Origin of the sequence: Micromonospora rosaria (assembly GCF_001567585.1) — a bacterium.
Lineage (GTDB): Bacteria > Actinomycetota > Actinomycetes > Mycobacteriales > Micromonosporaceae > Micromonospora > Micromonospora rosaria.
This window is the reverse complement of the sequence record NZ_LRQV01000074.1, coordinates 1-12,725: the sequence shown is the minus strand read 5'-3', so window position 1 is coordinate 12,725 and position 12,725 is coordinate 1. Positions and strand designations below refer to the sequence as shown.

At 74.7% G+C, this 12,725-nt stretch carries 11 protein-coding genes; 5 read left to right on the top strand and 6 right to left on the bottom strand.

The window, feature by feature from the left end:
* Positions 1–264: 264 nt before the first annotated feature.
* Positions 265–2,253, top strand: a complete 1,989-nt coding sequence (locus tag AWW66_RS19225) for a multicopper oxidase family protein (RefSeq protein WP_067368294.1) — start codon at positions 265–267, stop codon at positions 2,251–2,253.
* Positions 2,254–2,332: 79 nt separating this feature from the next.
* On the opposite strand, the gene AWW66_RS19220 is transcribed toward AWW66_RS19225, so the two are convergent.
* On the bottom strand, positions 2,333–2,977 hold the full coding sequence (locus tag AWW66_RS19220; protein ID WP_067368229.1) for a hypothetical protein: 645 nt from the start codon (positions 2,975–2,977) through the stop codon (positions 2,333–2,335).
* Between the two features lie 268 nt (positions 2,978–3,245).
* Between AWW66_RS19220 and AWW66_RS19215 the strand changes: the two genes are divergently transcribed.
* Entirely contained in the window at positions 3,246–4,007 is a 762-nt protein-coding gene (locus tag AWW66_RS19215; protein ID WP_067368226.1) for a hypothetical protein, read from the top strand.
* A 77-nt stretch (positions 4,008–4,084) separates the two neighbouring features.
* On the opposite strand, the gene AWW66_RS19210 is transcribed toward AWW66_RS19215, so the two are convergent.
* Both AWW66_RS19210 and trmB read right to left on the bottom strand, forming a co-directional pair.
* Positions 4,085–6,589, bottom strand: a complete 2,505-nt coding sequence (locus AWW66_RS19210; RefSeq protein ID WP_067368223.1) for a DEAD/DEAH box helicase — start codon at positions 6,587–6,589, stop codon at positions 4,085–4,087.
* Between the two features lie 95 nt (positions 6,590–6,684).
* Positions 6,685–7,401, bottom strand: a complete 717-nt coding sequence (gene trmB / locus AWW66_RS19205) for a tRNA (guanosine(46)-N7)-methyltransferase TrmB (RefSeq protein ID WP_067368290.1) — start codon at positions 7,399–7,401, stop codon at positions 6,685–6,687.
* 127 nt (positions 7,402–7,528) lie between these two features.
* On the opposite strand from trmB, the gene AWW66_RS19200 reads away from it, so the two are divergent.
* A complete protein-coding gene (locus tag AWW66_RS19200) occupies positions 7,529–8,344 on the top strand; it encodes a hypothetical protein (RefSeq protein WP_067368220.1) in 816 nt (271 codons plus the stop codon).
* 374 nt (positions 8,345–8,718) lie between these two features.
* Positions 8,719–9,351, top strand: coding sequence for a class F sortase (locus AWW66_RS19195; protein ID WP_067368287.1), 633 nt, complete (start codon positions 8,719–8,721; stop codon positions 9,349–9,351).
* Between the two features lie 127 nt (positions 9,352–9,478).
* On the opposite strand, the gene AWW66_RS19190 is transcribed toward AWW66_RS19195, so the two are convergent.
* From AWW66_RS19190 to AWW66_RS19180, 3 genes are all read right to left on the bottom strand, one after another.
* A complete protein-coding gene (locus tag AWW66_RS19190; protein ID WP_067368217.1) occupies positions 9,479–9,802 on the bottom strand; it encodes an antibiotic biosynthesis monooxygenase family protein in 324 nt (107 codons plus the stop codon).
* Between the two features lie 41 nt (positions 9,803–9,843).
* Positions 9,844–10,659 (bottom strand): exodeoxyribonuclease III, encoded by an 816-nt coding sequence (locus tag AWW66_RS19185; protein WP_067368214.1) that lies wholly within the window; start codon positions 10,657–10,659, stop codon positions 9,844–9,846.
* A gap of 264 nt (positions 10,660–10,923) precedes the next feature.
* Positions 10,924–11,844: a proteasome assembly chaperone family protein gene (locus tag AWW66_RS19180; protein WP_067368212.1), complete on the bottom strand. Its 921-nt coding sequence runs from the start codon at positions 11,842–11,844 to the stop codon at positions 10,924–10,926.
* A gap of 253 nt (positions 11,845–12,097) precedes the next feature.
* Here AWW66_RS19180 and AWW66_RS34470 point away from each other — a divergent pair, with 253 nt between their 5' ends.
* Positions 12,098–12,247: a hypothetical protein gene (locus tag AWW66_RS34470; RefSeq protein WP_169807140.1), complete on the top strand. Its 150-nt coding sequence runs from the start codon at positions 12,098–12,100 to the stop codon at positions 12,245–12,247.
* Positions 12,248–12,725 lie beyond the last annotated feature (478 nt).

Genomic DNA, 12,725 nt, shown 5'->3' with positions numbered 1-12,725 from the left:
GCCGGTGACCGGTGGGCGGCGACCACAGGCGGACGAAAGCCACGATACGGGGATGAATGACCCGGGCCCGCCGCCGCACCAACCGTAGCCAGGAATGGTTGAGGGTTCAACCTTTGACGGTGAAAGATTGGGCGGGGCGGCGGGCGCGGTGGTGGAGTGGCCGGTAATCACCCCGTGTGAGAGGTAAGAGGATTTTTTCCGTTTAGTGGCCATGGGCGAGCTTTGTTCGGCTTAGTCTCAGGCGACGAGACGGAGGTGGTCGGCGTGGTGACCCGGAGACGACTGCTCCTCGCCGGGGCGGCGGGATCGGCAGCGGCCCTCGTGCCGGCGGAGTGGGCGGTGGCGCGATCCCTGGCCCCGCCCGGCCCGGCGACCGCCCCCGCCGCGGTCCCGCTGCTGGCCGCCGGTGCCGTGCCCAAGTACGTCACCCCGCTGGCCGTGCCGCAGGTCATGCCGCCGGTCGCCACCGGGGCGGGCGGGGACGAGTACACGATCGGGCTGCGGCAGATCCGGCAGCAGGTGCTGCCCGCGTCGCTGCCCGCCACCGCGGTCTGGGCGTTCGGCTCCGCCGCGCACCCCGGCACGTTCCGGTGGCCGGCCCCCACCGTGGAGGCCCGGGTGGACCGGCCGGTCCGGATCACCTGGCGCAACCAACTCGTGGACGCCGACGGGCGTCACCTACCGCATTTGCTGCCGGTCGACCCGACCCTGCACTGGGCCAACCCCGCCGGTGGGACCGAGGGACGGGACAGCCGCTCCGCCGCCCGCGCGACGCCGCAGGGGTACGCCGGCCCGGTCCCGATCGTCGTCCACCTGCACGGGGGCCACAACCGGGAGGAGTTCGACGGCTACCCGGACGCCTGGTACCTGCCGGACGCCCGGGACATCCCGGCCGGGTACGCCCGGATCGGCACCTCCTACCAGGAGTTCGAGGCCCGGTTCACCGAGCGGGCCGGCGGGGCGCGGTGGTCGCCCGGGGCGGCCCGGTTCGAGTACGGCAACGACCAGCGGGCCACCGCGCTCTGGTACCACGACCACTGCCTCGGCCTGACCCGGCTGAGCATCTACGCCGGGGCCGCCGGGTTCTACCTGCTGCGCGGCGGCGACGCGGACCTCCCGCCCGGGGTCCTCCCGGGGTCGGTGCCCGACCCGGACGACCCGGCCGGCGCCCGCCCCCACGAGATCCCGCTGCTGATCCAGGACCGCAGCTTCCGCGCCGACGGGCACCTGCACTACCCGTACGCCGGACCCGAGGGGGCCGGGGGGTCCCGGGACGGGACGTCGGCGGGCGGGCACCCGATGGTCTTCGGCGACACGATGGTGGTCAACGGCGCCACCTGGCCGGTGCTGCCGGTGCAGCGGCGCCGGTACCGGTTCCGCCTGCTCAACGGCTGCAACAGCCGCTTCCTCCTGGTGTCGATCGCGGCGCACCCCACCGCCCGCCCGGCCCGCCCGGTGCTGCCGTTCTGGCAGGTCGGCAGCGACGGCGGATTCCTGCCGGCCCCGGTCGAGCAGGGCCGGCTGCCGCTGACCATCGGCTCCCGGGTCGACGTGGTGGTCGACTTCTCCGACCTGCCGGTCGGCACCGAGCTGTACCTGGTCAACGAGGGCCCGGACGGGCCGGCCGGTCACTCCGGCCAGGAGCCGCCGGTGGCCGATCCCCGGACCACCGGTCAGATCCTGAAGTTCGTCGTGGTCGAGCGGACCGGCCCCGACCGCAGCGTCCCGCCCGAGCAGGTGACGCTGCCGGCGCCGCCCCGGCTCGGGCCCGCCGACCGGGTACGCCGGCTGTCGCTGCAACACGCCGGCACCGCCGGTCACAGCGGCCCCCTGCTCGGCGTCGTCGACGAGCGCGGGCGGGGCGTGCCGCTGCCCTGGGACGCGCCGGTCACCGAAGTGGTGGGGCTCGGCACCACCGAGGTCTGGGAACTGCACAACTTCACCGGGGAGACCCACCCGATCCACCTGCACCAGGTGCAGTTCGAGGTGGTCGGCCGGGGCCGTTCCCACAACCAGCCGCCCGGCCCGGCCGAGCGCGGCCTGCACGACACCGTCGCCGTCTTCCCCGGCAGCGTGACCCGGATCAAGGCCCGCTTCGACCTGCCCGGCCGGTACGCCTGGCACTGCCACATCCTGGAGCACGAGGACGACGAGATGATGCGCCCGTACGTGGTCGTCCCGGCCGGCGCGCCGCAGACCGGCGGCGGCGGGACCGCCGGCCACACCTCACCCCCCGCCCCGCCGGGCCCCTGACGCCGCCCACCCTGGTCCGGTCGTCGAGGGCCCGGTGACGACCGGACCGGCAGCGGCGGCGAGCCGGCGGGTGCTTCGGTCAGGCGGCGGTGGACCAGATCGCGCGGAAGGCGGCGGCCTCGCCGGCCAGCCAGTGCTCGATCTGGGCGGGCTTGACGCCTTCGGGCATCCGGTGCGCGACGCCCCGGCGGACGTCGACCAGGACCGGGGCGGCGTGGGGCAGGACCGCGTCCATGTGCCGGGCCATCAGGTGCAGGGTGGCCAGCACCGCCTCCTCGCTGGGCGGAGCCTCGTCGAAGTGCAGCCGGACCGCCTCGGCGTGACCGTCGGCGTGCCGGATGCCGAACTGCGGGTTGATCTTGACGGGCAGGTCGCCGAGCATGGCCAGCGCGTCGCGGGTCTGGGCCAGATCGACGCCGTTCGGCTCGCCGAGCGAGTGCAGCCAGGCCGTCGCGCCCGGCACGAGCGCCTGGTAGAGCGGACGCCACCGGGGCTTGACCAGATCGACCACGCCGGCCAGGTGGGTGCCGCCGGTGTGGAAGGCGATGTCGGCCTTCAGCGCCTTGACGAACTGGCCGTGCGGGTTGAAGCCGGAACGGCTCGCCCGCTGCCGGCGCAGCCCGTCGACGAAGGTGGCCTTGGTGGGGCCGGTGCGGTCGACGTAGCGGGTGAACCCCAGCAGGGTGGCGTACGGGGTGAGGGGGATGGAGGTGGGCGCGGTCATGGGCGTCCTCCCAGCTCAGCGGCCTTCGTTAGTACATACATTCTAATCGACGGGTCTGACATCGCCCAGGGTGAAAAGGTGCTCACCCGCGCGGATTTCGTGCCCTCTCGCCGGGGCGCGCGTCGGGGCGGTGGCCGGTGTCCGCAGTGGCGGCGACGGGTCGGTACCGTGCCGGGAGCGGGGTCCGCGACCGCCCGACGCACCGGGTCGCCCCCGGCGCAGGTGGTGGCGTGCGGCGCAGGTGGTGCCGTGCCGGCTCGGAGGTGTGATGACGTACCGGTTCGCGACGGAGCGGCCCGACTACTCCGACCTGGCCAGCGGGGCGGTGCTGCGGTCGGCGCCCGGACACCCCGCGTTCCCCGTCCGGCTCGCCTCGGAGATGTTCCTGCGCGCCTGGCACGCCCTGGGGCGGCCCCGGGTGACCGTGTGGGACCCGTGCTGCGGCAGCGGCTACCTGCTCACCGTGCTGGGCCTGCTGCACCGGGAGCGGATCGCCGGGATCGTCGCCTCGGACGTCGCCGACGGTCCGCTCCGGCTCGCGCGGGCGAACCTGGGCCTGCTCTCGGCCGACGGGCTCCAGGACCGGGCCGCCGAGCTGGACGAGTTGGCCGACCGCTTCCAACGGCCCGCGCACCGGACCGCCGCCGAGGCGGCCCGCCGGCTACGGGCGCAGCTCACCCCGGGCGACCCGGCCACGGTGGTGGGGCGGGCCGACGCCCTCGTCCCGGAGCAGGTGGCGGACCTGCTGGCCGCGTCGGGGCCGCCGGACCTGGTGCTGACCGACGTGCCGTACGGCGAGCAGACCACCTGGCAGGGGGCGGACCCGGCGGCGGGCCTGCCCGGCCTGCTGGACTCGCTGGCCGGCGCGCTGCCCGCCGAGACCATGGTCGCCCTGGCCACCCGGGGCCGCCGCGTCCCGCTGCCGGCCGGCACCCGCACGGCGGCCCGCTTCAAGATCGGTACCCGGGCCGTGGCGCTGCTCCGGCTCCACGACGTCCGGCCCGCCGTCGGGGAGCGGGCCGGACGGTAGCGCCCGGCGGGGGGAGCGGGCCGCCGGTGGCGGGTCCGGGCGGCCCCACGGCCGGGCCGGGCATCGGGTACCCGGGCTCAGAGCTGGCCCACGTCGGTGATCCGGATGACGGCGGCCCCCGTCTCGTCGGAGGCGCCCAGGTCGACCTCGGCGCTGATCCCCCAGTCGTGGTCGCCGTCGGGGTCGTCGAGGACCTGCCGGACCGTCCACCGGTCCCGCCCCTGGTCGATCATGAGCAGCGCCGGCCCCCGGGCGTCCGGCCCGGTGCCGATCGAGTCGTACGCCTCGAAGTACGGCTCCAGCGCGTCGGCCCAGGCGTCGGCGTTCCAGCCGTCCGAGGCGTCCAGCTCGCCGAGCAGGTCCCAGCGGCGCAGCGCGGCCAGCTCGACCCGGCGGAACAGGGCGTTGCGGACCAGCACCTTGAACGCCCGCGCGTTGCGGGTGACCGCCGGCGGCCGGTCGTCCAGGGCGGCGGCGACCTCCTCGGCGTCGGACGGGTTGCGCAGCCGTTCCCACTCGTCGATCAGGCTGGAGTCGACCTGGCGGACCAGCTCGCCCAGCCACTCGCTGAGATCCACCAGCTCCTCGGTCTTGGTGTCCTCCGGCACCGTCTGCCGCAGCGTCTTGTACGCGTCGGCGAGGTACCGCAGCACCAGGCCCTCCGACCGGGACAGGTTGTAGAACTGCACGTACTCGCCGAAGGTCATGGCCCGCTCGTACATGTCGCGGACCACGGACTTGGGGGAGAGCTGATGGTCGGCGACCCACGGCTGGCTCTGCCGGTACGTCTCGTACGCGGCCTCCAGCAGCTCGGCCAGCGGCCGGGGCCAGGTCACGTCGTCGAGCAGCTCCAGGCGGGCCTCGTACTCGATGCCCTCGGCCTTCATCGCGGCGACCGCCTCGCCCCGGGCCTTGAACTGCTGCGCGGAGAGCACCTGGCGGGGGTCGTCGAGGATCGACTCGACCACGCTGAGCACGTCGAGGGAGTACGCCGGGTCCGCCGGGTCCAGCAACTGCACGACCTCCAGCGCCAGCGGGGACAGCGGCTGGTTGAGGGCGAAGTCGAGCTGGAGGTCGACGGTGAGCCGGACCCGCCGGCCGGTCTCGTCCGGCTCGGGCAGCTCCTCCACCACACCGGCGGCGCGCAGCGCCCGGTAGATCGCGATGGCCCGGCGGATGTGCCGACGCTGCGCCGACCGGTCCTCGTGGTTGTCGGTGAGCAGGTGCCGCATGGCGGCGAACGCGTCGCCGGGTCGGCTGATCACGTTCAGCAGCATCGAGTGGCTGACCTGGAAACTGGAGGTCAGCGGCTCCGGCTCGGCCTCGACGAGGCGCTGGAACGTCGGCTCGCCCCAGCCGATCGACCCCTCCGGCGGCTTCTTGCGGACCACCTTGCGCCGCTTCTTCGGGTCGTCGCCCGCCTTAGCGAGGGCCTTCTCGTTGTCGATCACGTGCTCGGGGGCCTGCACCACGACCCGGCCGATGGTGTCGTACCCGGCCCGGCCGGCCCGCCCGGCGATCTGGTGGAACTCGCGGGCCTTGAGCAACCGGGTCCGCGTCCCGTCGTACTTGCTCAGGCCGGTGAAGAGCACCGTGCGGATCGGGACGTTGATCCCGACGCCGAGGGTGTCCGTCCCGCAGATGACCTTGAGCAGGCCGGCCTGGGCGAGGGTCTCCACCAGCCGGCGGTACTTCGGCAGCATCCCCGCGTGGTGCACGCCGATGCCGTGCCGGACCAGCCGGGACAGGGTCCTGCCGAAGCCGGAGGTGAACCGGAACCGGCCGATCGCGGCGGCGATCAGGTCCTTCTCGGCCCGGGTGGCGACGTTGACGCTCATCAGCGCCTGGGCCCGCTCCAGGGCGGCGGCCTGGGTGAAGTGCACGACGTACACCGGCGCCTGCTTCGTCTCCAGCAGCTCCTCCAGGGTCTCGTGCAACGGCGTCATCGCGTACGAGAAGAGGAGCGGGACCGGCCGCTCGGCCGAACGGACGACGGCGGTCGGCCGCCCGGTGCGCCGGGTCAGGTCGTCGACGAACCGGGTGGTGTCGCCGAGGGTGGCCGACATCAGGACGAACTGCGCCTGCGGCAGCTCGATCAGCGGCACCTGCCAGGCCCAGCCCCGGTCCGGCTCCGCGTAGAAGTGGAACTCGTCCATCACCACCTGGCCGACGTCGGCCCGCCGTCCCTCGCGCAGGGCGAGGTTGGCCAGGATCTCGGCGGTGCAGGCGATCACCGGGGCGTCGGCGTTGACGCTGGCGTCCCCGGTCAGCATGCCGACGTTCTCCGCGCCGAAGACCTCGCACAGCGCGAAGAACTTCTCCGACACCAGCGCCTTGATCGGCGCGGTGTAGAAGGTGGTCCGGTCCTCGGCGAGGGCGGCGAAGTGCGCGGCGGTCGCCACCAGGCTCTTGCCCGAGCCGGTGGGCGTGTTCATGATCAGGTTCGCGCCGGAGACGATCTCGATGACCGCCTCCTCCTGGTGGGGGTAGAGGTCCAGGCCGCGCGTCTGCGCCCAGCCGGTGAACGCGTCGTACAGGGCATCGGGGTCGGCGCTGGGCGGCAGCGCGGCGGTGAGCGTCATAGCCGCTCCATCGTGCCCGCCCGCCGTGCCCGCCCGCCAACCGGGTGTAAGGAAGGGCCCCTTGTTAACGCATTCGGTTGTATAAGGGGCCCTTCCTAACCGCCGGTGCCGGCCACCGCCCGGTGGTAGACGAGGTCGAAGATCTCCCGCCCGGCGGTACGGGCCCGGCGTTCGAACTTGGTGACGGGCCGGTGCGCGGGCCGGGGCGCCCAGCCCGGGTGGGCGTTGACCAGCTCCGGGTCGTCGGTCAGCGTCCGGCGCATCGACTCGGCGTACTCGGCCCAGTCGGTCGCGCAGTGCAGGGTGCCGCCGGGGGCGAGCCGGGAGCGCAGCAGGGCGACGTGGGTGGGCTGGATCAGGCGTCGCTTGTGGTGCCGGGTCTTCGGCCACGGGTCGGGGAAGAAGACGTGCACCGCGTCCAGCGAGCCGGCCGGCAGCATCCGGACCAGGTCCAGCGCGTCCCCCTCGGCGATCCGTACGTTGGTCAGGCCCTGCCGTCCGACGAGGTCCAGCAGGTTGGCGATTCCCGGCGTGTGTACCTCGACCGCCAGATAGTCTCGGTCCGGGTCGTCCGCCGCCATCGCGGCCGTGGCGTCCCCCATGCCGGAACCGATTTCGAGCACCAGCGGTGCCCGGCGTCCGAACAGCTCGGCCGGGTCGATCGGCACGCCGGGAGCCTCCGGCACGGTCAGGCCGTACGTCGGCCAGAGCCGTTCCAGCGCGTCGAGCTGGCGGCTGGTCATCCGGCCCCGGCGGGGATGGAACGTCCGGATCCGGGGCGGGGCGGCGGGTTCGTGGTCGGTGGAGGTCACAGCGACCCGAGCGTACGCGACGAACCGGTCGGATCGGATGTGAGGTGCGACCCGGGATGAGAAGATCATCCCGTACGGCAGGCCGGGCGGTCGCTGCCCGGCCACGGTTACCGCGCCGGGAGGGGCCATGGGGCCGGGAGGAGCCAGAGGGACGCTCACGCGCCTCGGCGCGGCACTGGCGATCGTGGTCGCCGGGCTCCCCGTCGGCACCGGCCCGGCGGCGGCCGACCCCCCGGCGACCACCTTGCCGTCGGCGACCGGTGCCACGGCGGTCGGCCCGGCGGCGGCGCATCCGACCGTGCTGACCGCTCCTGCCGTGGTGGCTGAGCCTGCGGTGCTAAGTGATCCCGCCGTGGTGGCTGGTCCGGCGGCCGTCGCTGGTCCCGCGGTGGTCGGCACCGGTCGGCTGGCGCGGTCGGCCTCGCTGGCGCGGCAGCCCGGAGGGCCCCCGCAACCCGGCATCCCCCAGCCCGGGGTGGTCTTCGTCGAGGTCAGCCCCAGCGTCGTGCAGGTCGGCTACCTGGTCGGCATCCGGGCCGGGTGCCGGGACAACACGGTGCCCGCGATCGTCTGGTCCGACGCCTTCGGCCGGGTGACCGTGCACCCGCAGGGCGGCTACCTGACCGCGACGCCGATGGTGCCGCTGCGGACCCGACCGGGCAACTACCGGGCCAAGCTGGAGTGCCGCGACGGGGAGCACGCCTCGACGACGCTCCAGGTGGTCAAACAGATGCCGCCGACCCACCCGACCCGTCAACCCACCCGTCACCCGACGCACAAGCCGAGTCGTGGGCCCGCCACCGGCTTCGGCGGGACCGCCGGTACCGGCTTCGGTGACCTGCTCGTGCCGGGTGGGCTGGCGCTGACCGTGGTGGGGGCGGTGGCGGGGGTGGTCGCCCTTCGGCGACCGCGCCGGGGACGTCGCTGGTGGGGGCCGTCGTGACCGCCAACCGGGTACCGCCCCGGGGCGTCGGCGGCGCCGGCTCGCCCCGCCCCGGCCCGGCCCCCCGGGCCGCCCGGTCCGGGGCACCGGCCCGCTCCGGCCGCGCGCCCCAGTCGGGTACGGCGGCCCGGTCCACCCGAACGCCCCCACCTGCCCGGCCGTACCCACCCGCCCGGACGGCCTCACCTGCGCGGACGCCCTCAACTAGCCGGGCGGCCCGGTCTGCGGCGACGGGTCGTCCGGTCGGACGGATCTACGGCATCCCGGACGCGGACCTCCGGCGCGTGGCGAAACCGTCGGGTACGCCCCGCCCCGCCGCCGGTCGCCCGGTCGCGGGCTCCGGCCGGGCCGGGCGTACCCCGTGGTCGGGTCGGCTGCGGCGGGACGGGCGCAGTCCCTGGTCGGGGCCGCTGGCGGTGCTGCTGGTCCTGGTCGGGGTCTTCGCCACCGGGGCGGGGCTCGGCCGTACCGTCGGGCCGTTCGACCAGGTGGCCCGGGACGTGACCGGCGGCTCGGCGGCGGAGCCGGTCGCCGGGGCGCTCGTCGCGAGCCGGCCGGTCGCCCTCTCGGTACCGTCGATCGCGGTCGCCGCCCCGGTGGCACCGGTCGGCCAGGCCGCCGACGGCTCGATCGACGTACCGCCGGTGGAGCGGCACAACGAGACCGGCTGGTACGACCGGGGGCCGACGCCGGGCGAGCCGGGCCGGGCGATCATCGTGGGGCACGTGGACAGCCGGGACGGCCCGTCGGTCTTCTACCAACTGGCCCGGCTCCAGCCCGGCGACCGGATCGAGGTGAACCGGGCCGACGGGTCGGTGGTCGTCTTCGCGGTCGACTCGGTGGAACACTTCGCCAAGGACGACCTGCCGGCCGACCGGGTGTACGGCGACTCCGGCCGCCCCGAACTGCGCCTGATCACCTGCGGCGGCCAGTGGGTCGGTGGCCGGACGGGCTACCGGGACAACGTCATCGCCTTCGCGTCGTTCGTCGAGTCCCGCGAGCCCTGAGCCGGGGCCGGCGCGCCCCGCGCCGATGATCCCCACCCTGGGGTGGTCCGCCCCGCGCGGCCGGTGGCCGGCACGGGGCGGCGTGGCGTACCGCCTCGGGTTCCCTGTCGGAGCCCCGGTGGTCGGGTCAGCGGGAGCCGGGGACCTGCTGGACCACCTCGAACTCCAGCAGGGTGGCACCGGTGGCGACCGGGGGACGGGGCTGCCCGCCGCCCTCGCCGCCGGCGTGCGCCGCCCGCGCCGGGCCGGCCGCCCAGGACTGGTACGCCTCTTCGCTCTCCCACTTCGTGTACACGAAGTAGCGCTGCTCGCCGCCGACCGGGCGCAGCAGCTCGAAGCCGAGGAAACCGGGGGAGTTCTCCACGGCGGCGGCGCGGGCGGCGAAGCGTCGCTCCAGCTCCTCGCCGCCACCGGGCGGGACGTCCAGTGCGTTGATCTTCACGATGGCCATGGCTCCAGACTAGGCCCGCCGCGCGGGCGGGACCGCCCGGCTCACAGGGGTCCGACGACGGGCACCAGGTCCGCGTCGAACACCAGGTCCGCGTCGACCACGATCGGGGCGTGGTCGGAGGGGCCCTTGCCCTTGCGGGCCTCCCGGTCGACGTACGCGCCGGTCACCGCGCGGGCGACCGGCGCGGAGGCGTACACCAGGTCGATCCGCATGCCCTTGTTCTGGTGGAACATCCCGGCCCGGTAGTCCCAGTACGTGTAGGGGTGCGGCCCCTTCATCGGCGTGGGCACCACGTCGTCGAGGCCCAGGTCGCGCAGGGCGGCCAGGGCGGCGCGCTCGGCCGGGGTGACGTGGGTGGAGGTGACGAAGAGCGCCGGGTCCCAGACGTCGGCGTCGGTCGGCGCGACGTTGAAGTCACCGCAGACGGCCAGCGGCAGCCCACCGGCCAGCTCCTGCGCCAGCGCGTCGCGCAGCGCCGCCAGCCAGGCCAGCTTGTAGATGTAGTGCGGGTCGTCGGGGGTGCGGCCGTTGGGCACGTACACCGACCAGACCCGCAGCCCGGCGCAGGTGGCCGAGATGGCCCGCGCCTCGGGCTCGGGGAAGCCCGGTTCACCGGCGAACCCGACGGTCACGTCGGCCAGGCCGACCCGGGACAGGACCGCCACCCCGTTCCACCGGCCGTCGCTGTGGCTCGCCACCGTGTACCCCAGTTCGCCGACCTCGGCGACCGGGAAGGCCCCGTCGGGGCACTTGGTCTCCTGGAGGCAGACCACGTCGGGGGCGGTGCCGGCCAGCCAGTCGAGCAGCCGGGGCAGGCGGGCCTTCACCGAGTTCACGTTCCAGGTCGCCAGGCGCATGCCTCCAGCCTGCCCCATCCCCGGCCCGCCCGCCGTCGCGGCACCCCGGTCCCGGCACCGACCGCCCGTCCCGCAGCACGCTGGTGCCGGCACCGACCGCCCGTCCCGGCGCCGGTCGCCCCGCCCCAGCGTCGACCGGCCATCCCCGTGCCGCCCGATCGTCCCGGTGTCGGCCGCCCCGTCCCCGCTCCGGCCGACCAACCCAGGGCCGACCGGCCCGTCGAGGGTCCCCGGACCCGGTCCACGGCCCGCCGGCCGGGCGGGTCAGCCGTTCGGGGTGTCGCCGGGCCGGCTCTGCTCGGCGAGGAAGCGTTCCAGTTCGGCGCCGAGTTCGTCGGCGGTGGGCAGCGGACCGTTCTCGGCGGCGAGCAGGTTCTTCTCGCCCCGGCCCCGGGCGAACGCGTCGTACTGCTCCTCCAGGGCCTGGACCAGCGCGGCGGCGTCGTCGGTCTGCGCCACCTGGCGGTCGATCTCCACCCGGACCGCCTCGGCGGAGGTACGCAGCTCCTCGGTGGGCAGCAGCAGCCCGGTGCTGCGGGAGACCGAGGTGAGCAGCACCTCGGCGGCGGCCGGGTACTCGGTCTGGGCGACGTAGTGCGGCACGTGGGCGGCGAAGCCCAGCGCGTCGCGGCGTGCCTCGCCGAGCCGGAACTCCAGCAGGTGGCCGACGCTGCCGGGGACCTGGACCCGTTGCAGCCACGGCTCGTGGCCGGCGATCAGCTCGCGTCGGGTGGCGTGCGCGGTGACCCCGGTCGGTCGGGTGTGCGGCACCGCCATCGGGATCGAGTTGAGCCCGACGGTGAGCCGGACGTCCAGCCGGGTGGCGAGCCCGGCCACGGCGGCGACGAACCGCTCCCACTGGAGATCCGGCTCGGGGCCGGTGAGCAGCAGGAACGGGGTCTCGTCGTCGTCGTGCAGCAGGTGCAGGTCGAGGGTGGGGGCGTCGTAGGACTCCCAGTGGTCCTCGACGAAGGTCATCACCGGGCGGCGGGATCGGTAGTCGAAGAGCTGGTCGACGTCGAAGCTGGCGATCGGGCGGGCCTCAAGGGTGGTGAGCAGCTGCTCCCGGGCCAGTCGGGTGGCGTTGCCGGCGTCGACGAAGCCGGTCAGCGCCTGGATCAGCACCGGCTGACCGAGGTCGGGCAGATCGTCGCTGAGCTGGTAGAGCTCGTGTGGATCGAGCACCGGTCGGGACCTCCCTGGGATGTGCGTACGGCGACCGCGCGGGCGGTCACCCGTTCGGGGAACGTACCCGCCATCCTCGTGCATTCCTGGGTCGGCCGGGGCGTCGGCCGTCGTGACATGTTATGTGACTTGTTGTCGCAATTACTGTGACCGGGTCGGTGACGGGCCGGCGACCACCGGACGTCCACAATGGACGCTTGCGGTTGCCGGGACGGGGTACACATGACTCGGGAGTGTCGACAGGAGGACGAAAATGTCACCACTGATGCGTCGGATCAGCCGCTTCCTGCAGTCGCCGCAGGGCCGGCAACTGGTCGAGCGGGGCCGCCGTGAGCTGGCCAAGCCCACCACCCAGCAGAAGCTGCGGCAGTTGGCGACCCGGCTGTCCGGCCGGCGCCGCTGACCACCACCCGGCGGCCCGCGCCGCCCACCACGGCACGGCGTCCCACGCCGCCCCGCGCCGCTCGCCGGTCCGCACTGCCCGGCGTCCCGGGCCGTTCCACGCCGCTCGCCGGTCCGCACTGCCCGGCGTCCCGGGCCGTTCCACGCCGCCCCGCCTCCACCGGCGGCTCGGACCGCCCAGCCTCCACCGGCTGCTCGGGCCGCCCGGCCCTTACCGGCTGCTCGGGCCGTTCAGCCTCCATCGACGGGCCGTGCTGCCCCGCCGTCACCGGCGGCTCGGGCCGCTCAGCCTCCACCGACGGCGTGCGTCGTCGGGCCTTCACCGACGGCGTACGCTGCTGGCCGCCACCCGGCGGCCGGCGTCGCCCCCGCCCGGTTCCGCGTCCTATCCGCCCCCTTTCGACTACAGGAGCCAGCCGTGACCGACTCCGGGCCTGTCGACGGAGAGACCTCCGTTCCCTCGCCACCGCCCTCCGCGG